Annotated in this window: 18 protein-coding genes; 16 read left to right on the top strand and 2 right to left on the bottom strand. The window is 63.5% G+C overall.

Annotated features, from left to right (window positions below; genetic code table 11):
• Positions 1–94 precede the first annotated feature (94 nt).
• Genes carA through AQ12_RS04720 form a run of 4 tightly spaced genes read left to right on the top strand, consistent with a single transcriptional unit; the run spans position 95 to position 5488 of the window.
• On the top strand, positions 95–1276 hold the full coding sequence (carA, locus tag AQ12_RS04735) for a glutamine-hydrolyzing carbamoyl-phosphate synthase small subunit (protein ID WP_048438755.1): 1182 nt from the start codon (positions 95–97) through the stop codon (positions 1274–1276).
• Positions 1277–4531 (top strand): carbamoyl-phosphate synthase large subunit, encoded by a 3255-nt coding sequence (gene carB, locus AQ12_RS04730; protein WP_048438692.1) that lies wholly within the window; start codon positions 1277–1279, stop codon positions 4529–4531.
• Positions 4532–4567: 36 nt separating this feature from the next.
• Positions 4568–5044 (top strand): transcription elongation factor GreA, encoded by a 477-nt coding sequence (gene greA / locus AQ12_RS04725; protein WP_048438691.1) that lies wholly within the window; start codon positions 4568–4570, stop codon positions 5042–5044.
• Positions 5045–5056: 12 nt separating this feature from the next.
• Positions 5057–5488: a DUF4149 domain-containing protein gene (locus tag AQ12_RS04720; protein ID WP_048438690.1), complete on the top strand. Its 432-nt coding sequence runs from the start codon at positions 5057–5059 to the stop codon at positions 5486–5488.
• Between the two features lie 127 nt (positions 5489–5615).
• Here the strand turns inward: AQ12_RS04720 and AQ12_RS04715 are convergent, their stop codons facing one another.
• The gene (locus AQ12_RS04715) at positions 5616–6098 is read right to left on the bottom strand and encodes a YhbY family RNA-binding protein (RefSeq protein ID WP_048438689.1); all 483 of its coding nucleotides are present in this window, start codon (positions 6096–6098) and stop codon (positions 5616–5618) included.
• A gap of 33 nt (positions 6099–6131) precedes the next feature.
• Between AQ12_RS04715 and AQ12_RS04710 the strand changes: the two genes are divergently transcribed.
• The 5 genes from AQ12_RS04710 (at position 6132) to AQ12_RS04690 (ending at position 11664) form a co-directional block, all read left to right on the top strand.
• On the top strand, positions 6132–6815 hold the full coding sequence (locus AQ12_RS04710) for an RlmE family RNA methyltransferase (protein WP_048438688.1): 684 nt from the start codon (positions 6132–6134) through the stop codon (positions 6813–6815).
• Positions 6816–6917: 102 nt separating this feature from the next.
• A complete protein-coding gene (gene ftsH / locus AQ12_RS04705) occupies positions 6918–8840 on the top strand; it encodes an ATP-dependent zinc metalloprotease FtsH (protein ID WP_048438687.1) in 1923 nt (640 codons plus the stop codon).
• Positions 8841–8912: 72 nt separating this feature from the next.
• Positions 8913–9785 carry a dihydropteroate synthase gene (gene folP / locus AQ12_RS04700; RefSeq protein WP_048438754.1) on the top strand — a complete coding sequence of 291 codons (873 nt, stop codon included), beginning with the start codon at positions 8913–8915 and terminating at the stop codon, positions 9783–9785.
• Entirely contained in the window at positions 9785–11119 is a 1335-nt protein-coding gene (gene glmM, locus AQ12_RS04695; RefSeq protein ID WP_048438686.1) for a phosphoglucosamine mutase, read from the top strand. The genes folP and glmM overlap by 1 nt, the downstream gene beginning before the upstream one ends.
• Positions 11119–11664, top strand: a complete 546-nt coding sequence (locus tag AQ12_RS04690) for an MOSC domain-containing protein (protein WP_048438685.1) — start codon at positions 11119–11121, stop codon at positions 11662–11664. The genes glmM and AQ12_RS04690 overlap by 1 nt, the downstream gene beginning before the upstream one ends.
• A gap of 100 nt (positions 11665–11764) precedes the next feature.
• Here AQ12_RS04690 and AQ12_RS04685 read toward each other — a convergent pair whose 3' ends face one another.
• A complete protein-coding gene (locus AQ12_RS04685; protein ID WP_048438684.1) occupies positions 11765–14014 on the bottom strand; it encodes a PhoX family phosphatase in 2250 nt (749 codons plus the stop codon).
• Between the two features lie 155 nt (positions 14015–14169).
• Here AQ12_RS04685 and AQ12_RS23400 point away from each other — a divergent pair, with 155 nt between their 5' ends.
• The 7 genes from AQ12_RS23400 to sixA all read left to right on the top strand — a co-directional run bounded on the left by AQ12_RS23400 (position 14170) and on the right by sixA (position 20815).
• Positions 14170–14295, top strand: a complete 126-nt coding sequence (locus AQ12_RS23400) for a hypothetical protein (protein WP_255352444.1) — start codon at positions 14170–14172, stop codon at positions 14293–14295.
• 41 nt (positions 14296–14336) lie between these two features.
• On the top strand, positions 14337–15320 hold the full coding sequence (locus AQ12_RS04680) for a DUF2817 domain-containing protein (protein ID WP_369798964.1): 984 nt from the start codon (positions 14337–14339) through the stop codon (positions 15318–15320).
• A 99-nt stretch (positions 15321–15419) separates the two neighbouring features.
• A complete protein-coding gene (locus AQ12_RS04675) occupies positions 15420–16244 on the top strand; it encodes a GNAT family N-acetyltransferase (protein ID WP_048438682.1) in 825 nt (274 codons plus the stop codon).
• A 1-nt stretch (position 16245) separates the two neighbouring features.
• Positions 16246–17112, top strand: coding sequence for a UDP-2,3-diacylglucosamine diphosphatase (locus AQ12_RS04670; protein WP_048438681.1), 867 nt, complete (start codon positions 16246–16248; stop codon positions 17110–17112).
• Positions 17109–18296: a glycosyltransferase family 1 protein gene (locus AQ12_RS04665; protein ID WP_082151407.1), complete on the top strand. Its 1188-nt coding sequence runs from the start codon at positions 17109–17111 to the stop codon at positions 18294–18296. The genes AQ12_RS04670 and AQ12_RS04665 overlap by 4 nt, the downstream gene beginning before the upstream one ends.
• Complete coding sequence (ppk1, locus tag AQ12_RS04660) at positions 18247–20352, top strand: polyphosphate kinase 1 (RefSeq protein ID WP_048438680.1); 2106 nt, start codon at positions 18247–18249, stop codon at positions 20350–20352. Before AQ12_RS04665 ends, ppk1 begins: the two co-directional genes overlap by 50 nt.
• 1 nt (position 20353) lies before the next feature.
• Entirely contained in the window at positions 20354–20815 is a 462-nt protein-coding gene (sixA, locus tag AQ12_RS04655) for a phosphohistidine phosphatase SixA (RefSeq protein WP_048438679.1), read from the top strand.
• The last annotated feature ends 4 nt before the right edge of the window (positions 20816–20819 follow it).

Here is a 20819-nt window from a genome sequence, read left to right as displayed (position 1 = left end):
TAGTTTTCTCGTCGCACTTGAACCTGGGCGTACCCGTAATCATTCGGAGAACCCAGTGCTTTTGTCTCAACAGGGAACCGCCCCTCACGCCATCCTGGCGATTGAGGCTCGGACGGCACCCGCCCTTCTGGCGCTTGCCGACGGCACGGTCTTTATCGGTAAATCGATTGGTGCCACCGGCACCACCACCGGCGAAGTCGTGTTCAACACGGCCATCACCGGTTACCAGGAAATCCTCACAGACCCGAGTTACTGCCAGCAGATCGTGACGCTCACGTATCCGCACATCGGCAACTACGGCATCAACGAGGAAGACGTCGAAGCCGCCAAGGTCCATGCCGCGGGCCTCATCATTCGCGACCTGCCCCTCATCGCATCCAACTTCAGGTCCACCCAGACCCTGTCCGACTACCTGCGCGCGCAGAACACCGTCGCCATTGCCAACATCGATACACGCAAGCTCACCCGCATGCTGCGAACCAAGGGCGCGCAAAACGGCGCGATCGTGGGTCTTGCAATCGGCGCAGAAGTCACGCCGGCCACCGTCGACAAGGCGATTGCTGCCGCGCGAAGTGCGCCGAACATGAGCGGGCTCGATCTCGCGCAGGTCGTGTCGGTCCAGGATGCCTACGACTGGAAACAAACCGAGTGGCAACTCGGCACGGGCTACGGCACGCAAGATTCGCCGAAGTACCACGTGGTCGCATTCGACTACGGCGTAAAGAAAAACATCCTGCGCATGCTGGCCCAGCGCGGCTGCAAGGTCACCGTGGTGCCCGCGAAGACGCCAGCGTCGCAAGTGCGCAAGCTCGACCCCGATGGCGTCTTTCTCTCCAACGGGCCCGGCGACCCCGAGCCCTGCGACTACGCGATCGAAGCCACGCGCGACCTGATCGAAGCCGGATACCCGACCTTCGGCATTTGCCTGGGCCACCAGATCATGGCGCTGGCCTCCGGCGCGAAGACCTTCAAGATGAAGTTCGGCCACCACGGCGCCAACCATCCGGTCAAGGATCTGGACGACGGTCGCGTGAGCATCACCAGCCAGAACCACGGTTTCGCCGTGGACGAAAAGACCTTGCCCGCCAATTTGCGCGCCACGCACATCAGCCTGTTCGACGGAACGCTGCAGGGCCTGGCCCGCACCGACAAGCCGGCGTTCTGCTTCCAGGGCCACCCGGAAGCATCGCCCGGCCCGCACGACATCGCCTATCTCTTTGATCGCTTCATCGGTCTCATGAGTGCCGCCACAGACAAGGCAGGAGCCAACAAGTAAATGCCAAAGCGTACAGACATCAAGAGCGTCCTCATCATCGGGGCCGGCCCCATCATCATCGGCCAGGCGTGCGAGTTCGATTACTCGGGCGTGCAGGCCTGCAAGGCGTTGCGCGAGGAGGGCTACAAGGTCATCCTCATCAACAGCAACCCGGCGACGATCATGACCGACCCGGCCACGGCCGACGTGACCTACATCGAGCCGATCACCTGGCAGACGGTGGAAAAGATCATCGCCAAGGAGCGCCCGGATGCGATCCTGCCGACGATGGGCGGACAGACCGCGCTCAACTGCGCGCTCGACCTGTGGCACCACGGCGTGCTCGAAAAATACAAGGTCGAGCTGATCGGCGCCACGCCCGAGGCCATCGACAAGGCCGAAGATCGCCAGAAGTTCAAGGAAGCGATGACCAAGATCGGATTGGGCTCGGCCCGCTCCGGTATTGCGCATTCGATTGATGAAGCCTGGGCCGTGCAGAAGACCGTGGGCTTTCCTACCGTCATACGCCCCAGCTTCACGCTAGGCGGCACCGGCGGCGGCATCGCCTACAACCCGGAAGAATTCGAGATCATCTGCAAGCGCGGACTTGAAGCATCACCCACCAGCGAGCTGCTCATCGAAGAGTCGCTGCTCGGCTGGAAAGAGTTCGAGATGGAGGTCGTGCGCGACAAGGCCGACAACTGCATCATCATCTGCTCGATCGAGAACCTCGACCCGATGGGCGTGCACACCGGTGACTCGATCACGGTTGCGCCCGCGCAGACGCTGACCGACAAGGAATACCAGATCATGCGCAACGCATCCATTGCGGTGCTGCGCGAGATCGGTGTGGACACCGGCGGCTCCAACGTGCAATTCGCGATCAACCCCGACGACGGGCGGATGGTCGTGATCGAGATGAACCCGCGTGTGTCGCGCTCTTCGGCGCTGGCATCCAAGGCCACCGGTTTCCCGATCGCCAAGGTCGCCGCCAAGCTGGCCATCGGCTACACGCTCGACGAGTTGCGCAACGAAATCACCGGCGGCGCAACACCCGCGAGTTTCGAGCCGAGCATCGATTACGTGGTCACCAAGATTCCCCGTTTTGCCTTCGAGAAATTCCCGATGGCCGATTCACGTCTCACCACGCAGATGAAGTCGGTGGGCGAGGTGATGGCGATGGGCCGCACCTTCCAGGAATCGTTCCAGAAGGCATTGCGCGGACTCGAAGTCGGCGTCGACGGCCTGAACGAAAAGACACAGGACCGTGAAGTGCTCGAAAAGGAACTCGGCGAGCCGGGTCCCGAGCGCATCTGGTATGTCGGCGATGCGTTCGCGCAGGGCCTCACCGTCGATGAGGTGTTCGACCTCACGAAGATCGACCGCTGGTTCCTCGTGCAGATCGAGGAGATCGTCAAGATCGAGCTGGAACTCGAGAAGATGTCGCTCGACCAGATCGACGCTGCAACGCTCACCATGCTCAAGCAAAAGGGCTTTTCCGACAGGCGTCTCGCGCGCCAGCTCAAGACCACCGACAAGGTGATCCGCGAGAAGCGTCGCGCGCTCGGTGTGCGTCCGGTTTACAAGCGGGTTGATACCTGCGCCGCCGAATTCGCGACCGACACGGCCTACATGTATTCGACGTACGAATCCGCCACGTATGGTGGCGTGCCCGAATGCGAATCGGACCCGACCGATCGCAAGAAGATCATGGTGCTGGGCGGCGGGCCCAACCGCATCGGGCAGGGCATCGAGTTCGATTACTGCTGCGTGCATGCAGCATTGGCGATGCGCGAAGACGGTTACGAGACCATCATGGTCAACTGCAATCCCGAGACGGTGTCCACCGACTACGACACCTCCGACCGCCTGTACTTCGAGCCGCTGACGCTGGAAGATGTGCTTGAAATTGTCGACAAGGAAAAGCCGCTCGGCGTGATCGTGCAGTACGGCGGCCAGACGCCGCTCAAGCTCGCGCTGGGCCTGGAGGCCGAGGGTGTGCCCATCATCGGCACCAGCCCCGACATGATCGATGCGGCCGAAGACCGCGAACGCTTCCAGAAGCTGCTGCATTCGCTCAACCTGCGCCAGCCGGCCAACGCCACCGCGCGTACCGAAGCTGAAGCGCTGGAGAAAGCATCTGCACTCGGTTATCCGCTGGTCGTGCGTCCAAGCTACGTGCTCGGCGGACGCGCGATGGAAATCGTGCATGAGCAGCGCGACCTCGAGCGCTACATGCGCGAAGCCGTGAAGGTCTCGCACGATTCGCCGGTGCTGCTCGACCGCTTCCTCAATGACGCGATCGAGTGCGATGTCGATTGCCTGCGCGACCCCACCGGCCGTACGTTTATCGGCGGCGTGATGGAACACATTGAACAGGCCGGTGTGCACAGCGGTGACTCCGCCTGCTCGCTGCCGCCGTACTACCTCTCGCAACCCACGATCGACGAGATCAAGCGCCAGACCTCGGCGATGGCCGACGCGCTCAACGTGGTTGGCCTGATGAACGTGCAATTCGCGATCCAGGAAGTGGGCGGCAAGGACGTGATCTACGTGCTCGAAGTCAACCCGCGAGCGTCCCGCACCGTGCCATTCGTGAGCAAGGCCACCGGCATCCAGCTGGCCAAAGTCGCGGCGCGCTGCATGGTCGGGCAATCGCTGGCTTCGCAAGGCATCGACAAGGAGGTCACGCCGCCGTACTTCAGCGTGAAGGAGGCCGTGTTCCCCTTCGTGAAATTCCCTGGCGTGGACACCATCCTCGGCCCGGAAATGAAGTCCACCGGCGAAGTGATGGGCGTTGGAAAGACGTTCGGCGAGGCCTTCGTCAAGAGCCAGCTGGGTGCAGGCACCAAGCTGCCCAGGCCGACGGACGCCGTGAAGAAGATCTTCCTGACCGTGAAGAACAGCGACAAGCCGCGCGCCGTCGAAGTGGCGCGCCAGCTGGCTGCGCAGGGCTTCGAGCTGGTCGCAACCAAGGGCACGTCGGCCGCGATCAATGCTGCGGGCATCCCCTGCGAGACCGTCAACAAGGTCACCGAAGGCCGCCCGCACGTCGTGGACATGATCAAGAACAACCAGATCGTGATGGTGATCAACACCGTGGAAGAGCGGCGCAATGCGATCGCCGATTCACGCGCGATCCGCACGTCTTCGCTGCTGGCCCGGGTGACGACATTCACCACCATCTTCGGCGCGGAAGCGGCCGTCGAGGGCATGAAATACATGGACGACCTCGGGGTCGTTTCCCTGCAGGAATTGCACGCGCAACTGGCCTGACCTGATTGCGTTTTTAGAAGAACCTGGAGTTTCAAAGTGGCCACCATTCCCATCACCAAGCGCGGCGCCGAAAAGCTCAAAGCCGAGCTGCACAAGCTCAAGACCGTGGATCGCCCCTGGGTGATCAATGCCATCGCTGAAGCGCGCGCGCAGGGCGACCTGTCCGAGAACGCCGAATACGAAGCAGCCAAGGACAGGCAGGGCTTCATCGAAGGCCGCATCAAGGAAATCGACAGCAAGCTGGCCGCCGCGCAGATCATTGATCCGACTTCGCTCGAAATCAGCGGCCGTGTCGTGTTCGGCGCGACCGTCGACCTGGAAGACGAGCAGTCGGGCGAGAAGGTCCGCTACCAGATCGTGGGCGAAGACGAAGCCGATCTGAAGCTGGGCCTCGTCAACATCTCCAGCCCTATCGCCCGCGCCATGATTGGCAAGGAAGAGGGCGACACCGCGATCGTCGAAGCGCCCGGTGGCGTGCGGCGCTTCGAGATTGTCCGCGTCCATTACCTGTGACGCGCTGACCTCATGAATTCAGCCTGGAAGCAGCGCACCGGGCTGCTGGCGGCAGTGCTCTGGTGGGGAAGCCTCACTACCGTCGGCTTCCTGGTCGTCCCGATGCTCTTTGCGCATCTGCCGACACCCGCCGATGCGGGCCGGATGGCGGCGAAGCTTTTCGCGGCGCAGATGTGGGTCTCGCTCGCGTGCGGTCTCGTCGTGATGATGGCAGCGCGCGCCAGCACCGAGGGTTCACCGATGGGCTGGGCCGATGGGGCGCTGCTGTTTGTGTTCGCCGGCTTGCTGCTGGCGCTGCTGGTGGAGTTCGCTGTCGCGCCTCGCATCATGGCGCGGGAGAATTTGAAGGTATGGCACTCCGTGGGGAGTGCGATGTATTTTGCGCAGTGGGTTTGCGCAGGGGTCGTGATGTGGAAGGCCTTGCGGCTGTCATCCCGGGCTTGACCCGGGATCCACCGCGAAGCGGAAGTGGCGCTTGATCACGCGCTGCATGGATTGCGGATCAAGTCCGCAATGACAACCTTTTATCGGCTGTCTGCCGGACTTGATCCGGCATCCATGCATTCGGGTTTCAAGTCTGCCGACCCTTCTTGATCGACTTCTGCTTGGGCGGTTTGGCGCGGCGTACCTGCCCGCCGGACGTCAGGCGCTGGTTGCCCAGGACGCGCAGCGTCTTGACTTCCGGCCGCTGGCCGCCGCGCTTGCTGTATTTCAGCACCTTGAATTCGCGCGGGGCGGCGCCGCCCTTGCGTTCTTCGTCGACGGTCTTTTCCTTGTCGACCTTGGGCCGCCAGAGGACGAGTAGCTTGCCGATGTGCTGGATGGGTGCAGCTTCGAGCTCTTCGCAGAGTTCGTTGTAGATGGATTCCCGGGTCGTGCGGTCATCACCCAGGACGCGGATCTTGATGAGGCCGTGGGCGTTGAGCGCCGCATCGGTTTCTTTCTTGATCGCCGGGGTGAGGCCGTCGTTGCCGATCATGACAACGGGGGCGAGGTGATGCGCTTCGGCGCGGTGCGCTTTGCGTTCGGCGATGGTCAACTTCAGTGCGGGCATGGGGCCGTATTATCCCCGGATGAGATTGGACAGATGAAAAAAAGCAAGAGTGGCAAGGTCAACAGGGCATGGCTCAACGACCACATGAACGATCCTTACGTCAAGATGGCGACCAAGGAGGGCTATCGCGCGCGCGCTGCGTACAAGCTCAAGGAGATTGATGAGCAGCTGGGCCTGATCAAGCCCGGCTACCTGGTCGTGGACCTCGGCTCGGCCCCCGGCGCCTGGAGCCAGTACGTGCGGCGCAAGTTTTCGCCGGGGGGCGCGGCTGCCGGAGAACTCAACGGCACGATCATTGCCATGGACATCCTGCCCATGGAGCCGATCGAGGGCGTGACCTTCATCCAGGGCGACTTTCGCGAGCCGGATGTGCTGGCCCGGGTCGCCCAGGCCCTGCAGGGGCGCAAGGCCGATGTGGTCATCTCCGACATGGCGCCCAACCTGTCAGGCATCGAATCGGCCGACGCCGCGCGGATGGCCCACCTGATCGAGCTGGCCATCGATTTCAGCCAGGCCCACATGAAGCCCGAGGGCGCCCTGGTGACCAAGATGTTTCATGGCAGCGGGTATAGCCAGCTTGTCAAGACCTTCAAGGAAACTTTCCGGGTGGTCAAGCCTCTAAAACCCAAGGCATCGCGCGACAAGTCATCCGAAACTTTTGTCATTGGCATGGGCCTGAAGCCCGAAAAAGTCGGCCGCGCAGACCCTGCGGAGTAAAGGCCTTTCGCCTGACTCGTCCGTAGCGAAAATACATCAGTCACAGGCTTGAAACGCCTAGAATGGTCAGCAACTAGTGCAGAACTCTTTCCGGAGACGCAGTTGAATAATCAGTGGTTCTCGAAAATCGCCGTGTGGCTTGTCATAGCCCTCGTGCTCTTTACCGTCTTCAAGCAGTTCGACACGCGAGGCGCGGCAGGCGCAACGGTCATTGGCTACTCCGATTTTCTGGAAGAAGTGCGTAACGGCCGTGTCAAGACCGCCGTGATCCAGGAAGGCGGGCAGGGCGGCACCGAAATCGTCGCCGTCACGCAAGACGACCGCAAGGTCCGCACGACAGCCACCTACCTCGACCGCGGCCTGGTCGGCGACCTGGTGAGCAACAAGGTCAAGTTCGACGTCAAGCCACGCGAAGAAGGTTCGCTCCTCATGACACTGCTGGTCAGCTGGGGCCCGATGCTCCTGCTCATCGGCGTCTGGATCTACTTCATGCGCCAGATGCAGGGCGGCGGCAAGGGCGGTGCGTTCAGCTTCGGCAAGAGCAAGGCACGCATGCTCGACGAGAACAACAACCAGGTCACCTTCGCTGACGTGGCTGGCTGCGACGAGGCCAAGGAAGAAGTCAAGGAAGTCGTGGACTTCCTGAAAGATCCGCAAAAATTCCAGAAGCTCGGCGGACGCATCCCGCGCGGCCTGCTGCTGGTCGGACCTCCCGGCACCGGCAAGACGCTGCTGGCCAAGGGCATCGCCGGCGAGGCCAAGGTTCCGTTCTTCTCCATCTCCGGCTCTGATTTCGTTGAAATGTTCGTCGGCGTGGGCGCGGCCCGTGTTCGTGACATGTTCGAGAACGCCAAGAAGAACGCACCCTGTATCATCTTCATCGACGAAATCGACGCGGTCGGCCGCCAGCGTGGCGCAGGCCTGGGTGGCGGCAACGACGAGCGTGAGCAGACCCTCAACCAGATGCTGGTCGAGATGGATGGTTTCGAAACCAACCTCGGCGTGATCGTGGTCGCTGCGACCAACCGCCCCGACATCCTTGATGCAGCGCTGCTGCGTCCCGGCCGCTTCGACCGCCAGGTGTATGTGCAGTTGCCCGACATTCGCGGTCGTGAGCAGATCCTGAACGTGCACATGCGCAAGATCCCGATCGGCCAGGACGTGAACCCCAACGTCATTGCGCGTGGCACGCCTGGCATGTCCGGCGCCGATCTGGCGAACCTGTGCAACGAAGCAGCTCTCATGGCCGCACGCCGCAATGCGCGCGTGGTGGAAATGCAGGACTTCGAAAAGGCCAAGGACAAGATCTTCATGGGCCCGGAGCGCAAGAGCGCGGTGATGGACGCCGAAGAGCTCAAGAACACGGCCTACCACGAGGCGGGTCACGCCATCGTCATGCTCAACATGCCCAAGCATGACCCGGTGCACAAGGTCACGATCATGCCGCGCGGCCGGGCACTGGGCGTCACCTTCTACCTGCCCGAGAAAGACCGTCATTCGCAGGACAAGGAATTCATGCTGGCAAATATCGCCAGCCTCTTCGGCGGGCGTATCGCCGAAGAAGTGTTCATGAACCAGATGACCACCGGTGCCAGCAACGACTTCGAGCGCGCGACCTCCATCGCACGCGACATGGTCATGCGCTATGGCATGTCCGACCTGATGGGCCCGATGGTCTATGCAGACAATGAAGGCGAAGTGTTCCTGGGCCGTTCGGTCACCAAGACCACGAACATCAGCGAGTCGACGATGCAAAAGGTCGACTCGGAAGTGCGCCGCATCATTGATGAGCAGTACGCCATGGCGCGCCGCATCATCGAGACCAATCGCGACAAGGTCGAGGCCATCACCAAGGCTCTGCTGGAGTGGGAAACCATCGGCCGCGAACAGCTCGACGACATCATGGCAGGCAAGGTGCCACGTCCTCCCAAGGATTGGACCCCACGCACGCAGCCCCCAGGCAGCAGCGGCAGCGGGGATTCGGGCGGATCGCCGGTTGCCGACCCGGCGCCGACCACAGCCTGATTCACATGCATCCAGAAGAAAAGGGGCCTCACGGCCCCTTTTTCCATGAGGACTGACGGCAAAATCGCGGCCATGCAATGGCAAACCTCCCGCTACCTCATTGACCTCACGCAACCGCGTGTGATGGGCATCGTCAACGTCACGCCCGATTCGTTTTCGGATGGAGGGCGTTATGCGACGACCCGGGCTGCCCTGGCGCACTGCGAGCAGCTGGTGGCGGAAGGCGCGCACATCCTGGACATCGGTGGCGAATCGAGCCGCCCCGGCACCCCGCCCGTCTCACTGGAAGAAGAGCTGACCCGGCTGCGGCCGGTCTTGCGCGAAGCGGTCGAGCTGGGTGTGCCGGTCTCGGTCGATACCTACAAGCCGGAAGTGATGCGCGAGGCGCTGGCCCTGGGCGCGGACATCATCAATGACATCTGGGCGCTGCGCCAACCGCGTGCGGTGGCCGCCGTTGCGGCCCACGCCAGCTGCGGTATCTGCCTGATGCACATGCACGGCGAGCCGCGCACGATGCAACGCTCTCCCATGGGAGGCGATGCCGTCCCCCAGGTCAGAGCTTTCCTGGAAGCAGCGTCCCGAAGGTTGCTGGAGGCCGGCGTGCGGCGCAGTCGCATCATGTGGGACGCCGGCATTGGCTTTGGCAAGACGGTGGAGCAGAACTTTGCCTTGCTCGCCCGCCAGAACGAATTGATGGAAGAGGGCTACCCCCTGCTCGCGGGCTGGTCGCGCAAGTCGTCGCTGGGTACCGTCACGGGGCTGCCGCTGAACGAGCGGCTCGCTCCCAGCATTGCCGCGGCGGTGCTTGCGGTCGATCGGGGGGCGCGTGTTGTGCGAGTGCATGACGTCAAGGAAACGCTGGCGGCGCTCCAGGTGCTGCGCGCGTTGAAGAGTGAGCAAGACCGGCTGACGCCGGCTGACAAAGAGAACACGGAGACACCCTGATGAGCAGAAAGTATTTCGGCACCGATGGCATTCGAGGCACGGTGGGCCAGGCGCCGATCACACCGGACTTCGTGTTGAGGCTGGCGCATGCCGTGGGTCGTGTGCTCAAGAGAACCGAGAACCGCCCGACGGTGCTGATAGGCAAGGACACCCGCATCTCCGGCTACATGCTGGAGAGCGCGCTGGAGTCCGGCTTCAATTCGGCAGGCGTCGATGTCGTGTTGCTCGGGCCATTGCCGACGCCAGGCGTCGCGTATCTCACGCGCGCGCAACGCGCGAGTCTGGGCGTGGTGATCAGCGCGAGCCACAACGCGTTCCCCGACAACGGCATCAAGTTTTTCAGTGCCAAAGGCACGAAGCTGCCCGATGAATGGGAGCTTGCAGTAGAAGCCGCGCTGGACGAGCCGCCGGTCTGGGCCGACTCGCCCAACCTGGGCAAGACCAAGCGGCTCGATGATGCAGCCGGACGCTACATCGAGTTTTGCAAGAGCACGTTTGCGAGCGACCTCACCTTGCGCGGCATGACGATTGCGGTCGATGCGGCGCACGGCGCTGCCTATCACATCGCACCCAAGGTGTTCCATGAACTGGGCGCCGAGGTCGTGTGCATCGGTTGTTCGCCCGATGGCTTGAACATCAATGACAACGTGGGTGCGACCCATCCAGAGGCGCTGGTCGCGCAGGTCAAGGCGAGCAAGGCGCACTTTGGCGTCGCGCTCGACGGCGATGCCGACCGGCTCCAGCTGGTGGATGCCGACGGTCGTCTCTATAACGGCGACGAGCTGGTTTACCTGATGGCTGTCGAGCGCCTGGATCGCGGTGAACCGGTGCCCGGCGTCGTGGGCACCCTGATGACGAACATGGCGGTCGAAGTCGCCTTGAACAAGCGCGGTGTGGAGTTCGTTCGCGCCAAGGTCGGCGACCGCTATGTGCTGGAAGAACTGCATGCGCGCGGCTGGCTGCTGGGCGGTGAGGGCTCCGGCCACCTGCTCGCACTCGACAGGCACACCACGGGCGACGGCCTGATCAGCGCGTTGCAGGTGTTGCAGGCCGTGGTGCGCAGCGGCAAGACGCTTGCGCAATTGCTGCAGGATGTTCAGCTCTTTCCGCAGACGCTGCTCAACGTGCGGCTCGCGCCCGGACAGGACTGGAAAAAAAGCGAGGCCCTCGCGCGCGAGACCCGGCGTGCAGAGGCTGAACTCGAAGGCACGGGGCGCGTCCTTATTCGCGCGAGCGGCACAGAGCCCTTGCTGCGGATCATGGTCGAGGCGCGCGATGCCACGGTCGCGCAGTCAACGGCCGAGCGCCTGGTTCGAGCGGTAAAGGAAGGCTGATGGGGCAGGCAAGCGTTGTCGCTGTGCATTCGAGCGCCGCGCACAGTTTCAGCAAATTCGCTGCAGATTCCATCGAACTGGTCGCAGGGCTTGGCGTGCGGGGCGATGCGCACGCCGGCCAAACGGTCAAGCACCGATCACGCGTCAAGCGCGATCCTCACGCGCCCAATTTGCGGCAGGTGCACCTGATTCACGCAGAGCTGTTCGATGAGTTGATGGCCGTCGATCACGCGGTCTGGCCCGGCGACATGGGCGAGAACATCACGACGCGCGGCGTCGATCTGCTGGCGCTTCCGACAGGTGCCCGTTTGCGAATCGGCAAAGATGCCGTCGTCGAAGTCACCGGCTTGCGCAATCCGTGTTCGCAAATCGACAAGTTCCAGCGCGGATTGATGCAAGCCGTGCTGGGCCAGGGTGAACGCGGCGAGCTCGTGCGCAAGGCGGGGGTGATGGGGGTGGTGATAGCGGGCGGCGAGGTGAAGGCGGGGGACACGGTTGAAGTGTTGCTCCCCGCTTTGCCTCATGTGCCGCTTGCGCCGGTTTGACGTCTGGCTGTCATTGCGGGCTCGACCCGCAATCCATGTATTCGACGGCCGTAGCCGCTACGCGGTGGATGCCGGATCAAGTCCGGCATGACATCCCAGATCAGTAGTTGTTCAACACCGCAGTGCCGTCAGCACCGATCAACCCACCGTCGTTCCGGGTGATCACCACCGTGGCCGAACGCGGACGCGCCGCCGCACCACCAGCGCCGTAACCGGCATTGCCCGGCCAGTGGCTCAGGTACTTGGTCGGATCGGCAATGTTGGCCTTGCTGATCGTCTCGCCCGGATGCTGGATGTTCACGAAGATCGCCTTGCCGTCCGGCGACTCGACGATGCCGGTGATTTCGCAGTCCTTCGGTCCCACCAGGAAGCGGCGCAGCGTATCGGGCGTGGGCTTGGCGCCGATGCGCGTTGTCACGACCAGCGCGCTGCCGTCGGCCTTGGTGTAGTTGATGTTCTGCGCCACACCATCGCCGACCTGTCCGGCCTTGCCGATCAGCATCATGCAGTTGGTGACATCGGTGTAGGCGCCGTCATCGGTCTGGATGAAGCACAGGCCCGTCTTGGGGCTGAACCACAAGCCATCAGGGCTGGAGAAGTCCTGGTCCGCCGTCAGTGACGAGAGGTTGACCCTGGACGTGTCTGCATCGGACTGCGCGCCAAAGAGGTACACGTCCCAGGTGAAGGCCACGGCGGCCGGCTCGCCCGCGTTTTCCTTCATGCGGATGATGTGGCCGTTGATGTTGCCAGGTGCCGATGCTGCCGTTGGCGCGTCGGTGTAGGCGCGCGGGTTGGCTGCATCAACGCCTTGCTGACTGCTGCCGCTCGGATCGATCTTGCGGTTGCTGTTGTTGGTGAGCGTGTAGTACACCTCGCCGGTGACCGGATGCACGGCGCACCACTCGGGGCGATCCATCTTGGTGGCGCCGACAGCATCGGCTGCCAGACGCGCATTCACCAGCACGTCGGCCTGGTCTGCAAAGTCGTACGTGGCATGAGCCGCGATCGCTGCGTTGCCGATGTCCAGCTCGATCCAGTTGCCCGATCCATCGACGTTGAACTTCGCGACGTACAGCTTGCCGTTGTCCAGGTACTTGTCGCCGGTGGTGATGCGGTTGGCCGGGTTGGCGTCTGCTGCGACCCAGTTGGCAGCGGACACGAACTTGTACATGTATTCGCCGCGCGAGTCGTCGCCCATGTAGACGGCCAGCGGCTTGCCCACGATCTGCTTGCCGAACGCGCCGCTCTCGTGCGCGAAACGGCCCAGGGCCGTGCGCTTGCGAATCGCCTGCGTCTTGTCATAGGCATCGACTTCGACCATGTAGCCGAAGGTGTTGAGCTCATTGCGATAGTCGTCGGAGCCGTCTGCCGAAACGCCCAGCTTGCTGATGTTCCAGCGTGCGTACTTGTCGCCAGCGCCAGCTGTTTCCCAGCCGTGACGGCTGGCCGCGCCCTGGTTGCGACCGTAGCGGACAAGCGAGACCACGCTCTTTGCCGTGGAGCCACCGCGCGCTGCGTCATCTGCCGCGCCGCGCGTGAAGTAGCCGGCCCAGTTCTCTTCGCCGGTCAGGAACGTGCCCCAGGGCGTGTAACCCGTGCCGCAGTTGTTGATGGTGCCGCGGCAATCATTGCCGGTCACCGAGAACTTCGTCTTCATCAGCGCGTTGCCACGGGCCGGACCGTTGATCAGCATGGGCGTGAATGGCGTGACGCGGCGGTTGTAGGCCGAATCCTTTTGGTAGGCGAACTTGCCGCTGACCTTGCGCACTTCGACGAACGACAGGCCGTGTGCCGGAATTTCCTTGTCGGCTTCTGCCGGAGGACGCGGGTTGGCCGTGACACCACCTGCGTGCAGGAACTGGTCGGTCAGCGCTTCGTGGTTCATCGCGAGAATGGCGCGCTCGGAGCCGGCGACATCGCGTGCGGTGCCGGCTGCGTTCAGGCCGAAGTACTCCATGCCGTCGTGGTGATCGCCGGCGCGGTTGTCAAAGTCGGTGTCGGTGCCGTCGTTCTTGTAGGCAGGCGTCACGGCGTTCAGCGGATCGCCCACGGCATACAACACCGTCGCGGTATAGCCAGCCGGAACGGACAGCACATCGGCGGTGCTCTTGGCCACTGGCGAGAAGCTCAGGCGCAGGGCCGGATCGGCTGCAGGTGGAGCTGCGACGGCATCGCCGTCACCGCCGCCACAGCCGGTCAACGGCAAGGTGGCAAGCACCGCGGCGCCTGCGCTACCCATGCCGACGCGCAGCATGCCGCGGCGTGACAGGCGTGCGTCGAGCACGTCGTTGAATGACGGGTTGTCGCTGGTGTTGGAGTTTTCTTCGTGGTGCGAGATTTCTGAGCTCATGGGCTGTTGCCTTTCTTGTGGGCGCGTTGTGTGAATGACTTGATTTGCGTGAAGAAGCAACCCGCGAGCGTAGAAAGGAGTGATGACAGGACTGTTAAATCACAAGTCAGGGGCTTTCATCGTCCTGCAACAAAGCAAGGTGACGATGCGGCCTCATGAAAGTACGTCCGCTTCACCTCGCTGCCCTGGTTGTCGCTGCGATCCGTGGCCTTGCCGAGTTCGCTTCGCTGCAGCGCTGGCGGCTGCGTCAGGCATGGATGAATGAGCGGGGCTTGCGCTGACTGGCAGCGCCGGGATCAGCGAGCTCGAAGAACTCGCCAGCGTGATTGCGCTGGCAAGGGGGCGCATTGATGTCGAGGTCGCGTGCGAGGTGCAGGGACCGCACGGTGCAAGCTTGCCGGTGCATCTGGTCACGCTGGGCAACCCGCATGCGCCGGCAGCCGTTGGCTACTTCGGCGGCGTTCACGGCCTTGAACGTATCGGCTCCTCGGTTTTGATTGCGTGGCTTCGCAGCCTGGTGGGGCGGCTTGAATGGGATTCGTCGCTGCATGACATCCTTGCGGCCGTGCGTGTGGTGTTCATGCCGATCGTCAATCCGGGCGGCATGCTGCGCGGCACGCGCGCCAACCCCAACGGCGTGGACCTGATGCGCAATGCGCCCGTCGAGGCGAGCGAGCCGGTGCCTTTCCTGATTGGCGGCCAGCGCATCAGCTCGGGGCTGCCGTGGTACAGGGGCAGGGCGGGCCAGCCGATGGAAGCTGAGAGCACGGCGATGTGTGCGACGGTGCAGCGCGAACTCTCGGGTCGTGCGTTCTCGCTGGCGCTGGATTGCCACTCGGGCTTCGGCATGCGCGACCGGCTTTGGTTTCCGATGGCGCATCGCCGCCAGCCCTTCCATTGCCTCGGGCAGTTGCATGCACTCCACGAAATCTTCGAGAGCAGCAACCCGAACCACCAGTACGTCATGGAGCCGCAGAGCCTGCAGTACCTCGCGCACGGCGACTTGTGGGATCACCTGGTGATCCGGGCGCAGGCGGCAAATCCCGGCCATGTGTTCTTGCCGCTGACGCTGGAGATGGGCTCGTGGCTGTGGGTGCGCAAGAACCCGCGCCAGCTCTTTTCGCGCCACGGCATCTTCAACCCGCTGATTGCGCACCGGCAGGAGCGTGTGCTGCGAAGGCACCTGGCCCTGCTGGATTTTTCATTGCGCGCTGCGGCGTCTGCTTCGCGCTGGGTGCCGCAGGGGCAGGCACTGGCGCAGCACCACGAGCAGGCGCTTGCGCGCTGGTACTCGCGCGCTGCCTGAACCTGCGGGCGGCTGTCATCAAACTGCCGCGCGACTGCCACAAACGCGTCACCCATCGTTTGCAGACTCGGGCTCACCAGAAACCCAAGGAGACCCTCGATGAACGAACTCCCGAATCCAACATTTGCGCTGTCACCGGTATCCCTGCCACGGGGGTCACTTCACCGCCCTGAACAAACTGCCCACCCGAACGGGCGCGGCGCTGCGCTGGTTTCGTGGGCTCGTCACCAGGACGAAGTCCGTCAGGCGCAGCGCCTGAGGTACCAGGTCTTTGCGCAGGAGATGGGCGCCAGGCTGGAGACGAAGATCGAGGGCCACGACGCCGACCTCTTCGATGATTTTTGCGAGCACCTGCTGGTGCGCGACCCCGAATCGCTCGAAGTCATCGGCACTTATCGCGTGCTGACGCCGGCGCAGGCCACGCGTGCCGGCAGCACCTACAGCGATACCGAATTCGACCTCACGCGCTTGCGCGGACTGCGCGATCGCTTTGTCGAACTGGGCCGCAGCTGCGTTCACCGCGACCACCGGCACGGCGGCGTGATCCTCGCGCTGTGGGGTGCTCTGGCCGAGTTCATGGCGCGCAACAAGCTGGACATGATGATCGGCTGCGCCAGCATTCCGATGCTGCACAACGGCGTGGTGAGCGGCGATGCGGCCGCGAGCATCTGGCGGCAGGTGCGCCAGACGAGTCTCGCGCCCATCGAATACCACGTGCTGCCGCGCCTGCCGCTGCCCATCGAGCGACTGGACGATTCCCTCAACGTCGAGCCGCCCGCGCTCATCAAGGGTTACCTGCGCCTGGGTGCGAAGGTGCTGGGCCCACCGGCCTGGGACCCGGACTTCAATTCGGCCGATCTTCCGATGATGATGCGCGTGTCGGACCTGCCGTCCCGATATCGCCGCCACTTTCACGGAGCCTGAGATGCGTGCCGCCTGGGACGCCTTCGGATCGCTGATCGATGGGCGTGCAGGCGGCGGCAACGCCGACCTCGACGACTCACCATTGCACACGCGACTGCGCACCGTCTTCATCTCCGACATCCACCTGGGCACTCCCGGCTGCCAGGCCGAGGCGCTGCTGGACTTCCTCAAGCACCACCGCTGCGACAACCTGTACCTGGTCGGCGACATCGTTGACGGCTGGCAGTTGCGCAGGCGCTGGTACTGGCCGCAGGCCCACAACGATGTGGTCCAGAAGGTGCTGCGCGCTGCGCGCAAGGGTTGCCGCGTCGTGTTTGTGCCGGGCAACCATGACGAGTTCGCGCGGCAGTTCGTGGGGCACCAGTTCGGCGGTATCCAGGTGCGCAGCGAGGCAGTCCATGTCACAGCGGACGGCCACCAGCTGTGGGTGATCCACGGCGATTACTTCGATGGTGTGGTGCAGTGCGCGAAGTGGCTGGCCCATGTGGGCGACAACCTCTATGAATTCACGCTGCGCCTGAACCGCCACCTGAACCACCTGCGCATCCGGCTGGGGCTGCCGTACTGGTCGCTGTCGGCCTATCTCAAGCACAAGGTGAAAAAAGCGATGAACTACGTCACCGATTTCGAGCAGGCCGTCGCGCACGAAGCGCGCAGGCGCGGCCATGACGGCGTGGTCTGCGGCCATATCCACCGCGCCGAAATGCGCCTGATTGACGGCACCTTGTATTGCAACGACGGCGACTGGGTCGAAAGCCGCACGGCGCTGGTCGAGCACTTCGACGGCCGGCTCGAAATCATCAGCTGGTCGCCGCGCATCGCGCCATCGACCCGTGCGCAAAAGCGCCTGGAAAAGGAGACCGCATGAAGATCGCCCTGATCACGGACGCCTGGAAACCGCAGGTCAATGGTGTCGTGACGACACTGGTCGAGCTGGGCCGCGAGATGACCGAAGCAGGGCACGAACTGCTGGTGATCGAGCCCGGCATGTTCGCGACCCGCCCATGCCCTGGATATGCGGGCATCGATCTGGCCATCCGGCCAAAACGTGAGCTGACACGGCGGATGGATGAGTTTGCGCCCGACGCCATCCACATCTCCACCGAGGGACCGCTGGGTTGGGCGGGACGCAGGTACTGCATCGATCGCAAACTCGCCTTCACCACCGCGTTTCATACCAAGTTCCCAGAGATCGCCCATGCAGCCCTGCGGCTACCGGTGTCATGGGGCTATGCGCTGCTGCGTCACTTTCACAAGCCCTCATCGGGTGTGATGGTGCCTACCGAGAGCGTGCTGCGAATGCTGCAGGCGCGGGGATTTCGAAACCTGCGCGGCTGGACGCATGGCGTGGACACCCGCCTGTTCGACTTCCAGCCCCGGCCGCTGGACATCGCAGAGTTCCAGGGCATGCCGCGGCCCATCCTGCTTTATGTGGGGCGGGTGTCGTACGAAAAGAATATCCAGGCATTCCTGGAAACCGACTTTCCAGGAACCAAGGTGGTTTGCGGCGTCGGGCCTGTCCAGGCGCAGCTCCAGCAGCGATTTCCCCAGGTGCGCTGGCTGGGCCTGCAGGCGCGCGACCGGCTTGCCCGGATCTATGGCGCAGCCGATGTGTTCGTGTTTGCCAGCCATGCCGACACATTCGGCCTCGTCATGCTGGAGGCGATGGCCTGCGGCACGCCTGTGGCTGCGTTTCCGGTGGATGGGCCGCTCACCGTGCTGGGCCGCAAGAACGACGCCGGCCGCAGCCTGGGCGGGGCCATGCATGAGGATCTGCAGCAGGCCTGCTTCGGCGCCATGGGCGTTTCTCGCCACGAAGCGCGGGCCCGGGCGCTCGAATTCGGCTGGGCACATGCGGCACTTCTTTTTGAAACCTTCCTGGTCAATGCCTGGCAGCACCAGGCTCCGCCATCCCAGCGTCCAATATCCCAGCGTCAAATTCCTGTCACGAAATTGTCATCGCATGGACCCACACTGTCACCGAATCGTCACACTCACACCCATGCCCCCAGAAGCAACGCCAGCGCCGCATCCGCAGAAACCTGCACCTAGCGTCGCGTTCCTCGACCGCGACCACAGCATCCTCGCCTTCAATGAGCGCGTGCTCGACTGGGCGCACCGCAAGGAAGTGCCCCTGCTGGAGCGACTGCGTTACCTGTGCATCGTGTCCTCCAACCTCGACGAGTTCTTCGAGGTTCGCAAGGCACCGCACCTCACGGCCATGCAGGCCGGCGATGTGAAGGGTGAGTATTCCGTCCAGTCGTTCGAGGGCCTGGCGCGCGCGGCCCGCACGCTGGTGGACCGCCAGTACAAGCTCTACAACGAAGAGCTGATGCCCGCGTTCGCAAAAAAGGGAATCGAGATCGTCTCCAATGGCGACCGTTCCGCGTCGCAAAAGGCATGGGTGCACGAGTACTTCGAGCGCGAAGTCAGGCCGCTGCTGATTCCCGTGGGGCTGGACCCGGCCCATCCATTCCCGCAGGTTGCCAACAAGTCGCTCAACTTCATCGTGCAGCTGTCCGGCAAGGATGCGTTCGGGCGCGAGAACGACATTGCAATCGTCAAGGTGCCGCGTGTGCTGCCCCGGCTCATCCGCATGCCGGCGAAGGTGTCGGGCGGCAAGGCGCTTTTCGTTTCGCTGTCCAGTGTGATTCGCGCCCACCTGGACCTGTTGTTTGCAGGGCGGGGCGTGGGGCAGTTCTCGCAGTTTCGCGTGACGCGTCACTCGGACCTCGCAGTCGATGAAGATGATGTTCGCGATCTGCGCACTGCCCTGCGGCTGGGCCTGCAGCATCGCAATTACGGCCAGGCCGTGCGCCTGGAAGTGTCGGCGGGGTGCTCGGAACACCTGTCCTCGTTCTTGCTGCAGCAGTTCCACCTGCCCGAAGGCGCGCTGTATCGCGTGCCCGGTCCGGTGAACCTGGTGCGCATGCAGCAGCTCATCGACCTGGTGGATGAACCGAAACTGCTGTTTCCACCTTACCGGCCGACCTTTCCGGCGCAACTGCAGCCGGGCCGGTCGTTCTTCGAGCAGATCCAAAAGAGCGACGTGCTGATTCACCAGCCATTCGAAAGCTTCGATGGCGTCCTCGGGTTCCTTGCCGAAGCCGCGCGCGACCCGCAGGTGCTGGCCATCAAGCAGACCATCTATCGCACCGGCGCGGAGTCGGAGCTGATGGACCTGCTTCGCGAAGCCGTGAGGCGCGGCAAGGAAGTCACTGTGGTCGTGGAGCTGAAGGCGCGCTTTGACGAAGAGGCCAACATCAACTGGGCCGAGAGCCTGGAGGCCATCGGCGCGCAGGTTGTCTATGGCGTGGTCGGCCTCAAGACCCACGCGAAGATGCTGCTGGTGACCCGGCGCGAAGGCAAGCGGCTGGTGCGGTACGCGCATCTTTCAACCGGCAACTACAACCCGCGAACGGCGCGGCTGTACACCGACCTCAGCTTTTTGACGACCGATACCGGGCTCACCGCCGATATCGAAAACGTTTTCGTCCATCTGGCCAGCCACAGCCGTCTGCCGCGCCTGAACCAGTTGTGGCTTGCGCCATTTCACCTGCACCGAAAGCTGATCGAGCAGATCGACCTGCTGGCTGAAGGCGCAGCGCAGGGCAAGACCGCGCGCATCGTGCTCAAGATGAACGCACTGACCGACCAGCCGCTGATGCACGCGCTGGTTCGCGCAGGGCAGCGCGGCGTGAGCATCGACCTCATCGTGCGCGGGGCCTGCATGCTGCCCGCGCGCGTGCCGGGGGTGACGGACAACATCCGTGTGCGTTCCATCATCGGCCGCTTCCTGGAGCATTCGCGCGTCTTCTACTTTCGCCTGGACGAGCAAGAGCAGGTGTATCTGTCCAGCGCCGACTGGATGAACCGCAACATGCTGCGCCGGGTCGAGCTGGCATGGCCTGTGAACGATCCGGTGCTCCGGCAGCGGGTCATCGACGAGTGTCTCGTGGCTTACCTGCACGACGACCGCGACGCATGGGACCTGATGGCCGACGGGCACTACAAGCGAACGAAGGGCGCGACCGATCCGCAGGCGCATGGCGCGCAGCGCGCGCTGATGGCGCGGTACGCCGCGCCGGAAGGACAGGACGGGAACTGATATGGACCTGATACTTTGGCGACATGCGGAAGCGCAGGACGAAGCGCCCGACGGCGACGACCTGCAGCGTGCATTGACCAGCCGCGGCGAAAAGCAGGCCGCTCGCGTGGCAAGCTGGCTGGACCGGCAACTGCCCGAAGGCACGCGCGTGCTCAGCAGCCCGGCGGTGCGCTGCGAACAGACCGCCATTGCGCTGGACCGCAAGTTCAAGGTGCGAAATGAACTCGCGCCGGAAGCCACGGTAAAGGACATCCTGGAAACCGCGCAGTGGCCCGACGCCCGGCAAGCCGTGCTGATCGTGGGTCACCAGCCGGTGCTGGGCGAGACGATCGCTCACCTCATGGGTTTCCAGCTGCCGTCGTGCCCGGTGCGCAAAGGCGCCGTGTGGTGGTTTCGCACCCGCGAGCGCGATGGGCATGGCCAGACCATCCTGGTCGCCGTGCAATCGCCCGAAACGGTCTAGGACA

Source organism: Caenimonas sp. SL110, from assembly GCF_001044395.1.
Lineage (GTDB): Bacteria > Pseudomonadota > Gammaproteobacteria > Burkholderiales > Burkholderiaceae_C > Ramlibacter.
Note: the sequence above shows the minus strand (reverse complement) of the source record. Positions and strands in the feature narration are given on the sequence as shown.

Excerpts from the sequence above, each read along its gene's own strand:
- AQ12_RS04665 (WP_082151407.1), top strand. The coding sequence starts at position 17,109 with ATGAAGATCGCCCTGATCACGGACGCCTGGAAACCGCAGGTCAATGGT.
- glmM (WP_048438686.1), top strand. The coding sequence starts at position 9,785 with ATGAGCAGAAAGTATTTCGGCACCGATGGCATTCGAGGCACGGTGGGC.
- AQ12_RS04710 (WP_048438688.1), top strand. The coding sequence starts at position 6,132 with ATGAAAAAAAGCAAGAGTGGCAAGGTCAACAGGGCATGGCTCAACGAC.
- AQ12_RS04720 (WP_048438690.1), top strand. The coding sequence starts at position 5,057 with ATGAATTCAGCCTGGAAGCAGCGCACCGGGCTGCTGGCGGCAGTGCTC.
- AQ12_RS04685 (WP_048438684.1), bottom strand. The coding sequence starts at position 14,014 with ATGAGCTCAGAAATCTCGCACCACGAAGAAAACTCCAACACCAGCGAC.
- carB (WP_048438692.1), top strand. The coding sequence starts at position 1,277 with ATGCCAAAGCGTACAGACATCAAGAGCGTCCTCATCATCGGGGCCGGC.
- AQ12_RS04675 (WP_048438682.1), top strand. The coding sequence starts at position 15,420 with ATGAACGAACTCCCGAATCCAACATTTGCGCTGTCACCGGTATCCCTG.
- AQ12_RS04670 (WP_048438681.1), top strand. The coding sequence starts at position 16,246 with ATGCGTGCCGCCTGGGACGCCTTCGGATCGCTGATCGATGGGCGTGCA.
- folP (WP_048438754.1), top strand. The coding sequence starts at position 8,913 with ATGCAATGGCAAACCTCCCGCTACCTCATTGACCTCACGCAACCGCGT.
- ppk1 (WP_048438680.1), top strand. The coding sequence starts at position 18,247 with ATGCCCCCAGAAGCAACGCCAGCGCCGCATCCGCAGAAACCTGCACCT.
- AQ12_RS23400 (WP_255352444.1), top strand. The coding sequence starts at position 14,170 with ATGAAAGTACGTCCGCTTCACCTCGCTGCCCTGGTTGTCGCTGCGATC.
- sixA (WP_048438679.1), top strand. The coding sequence starts at position 20,354 with ATGGACCTGATACTTTGGCGACATGCGGAAGCGCAGGACGAAGCGCCC.
- AQ12_RS04690 (WP_048438685.1), top strand. The coding sequence starts at position 11,119 with ATGGGGCAGGCAAGCGTTGTCGCTGTGCATTCGAGCGCCGCGCACAGT.
- AQ12_RS04715 (WP_048438689.1), bottom strand. The coding sequence starts at position 6,098 with ATGCCCGCACTGAAGTTGACCATCGCCGAACGCAAAGCGCACCGCGCC.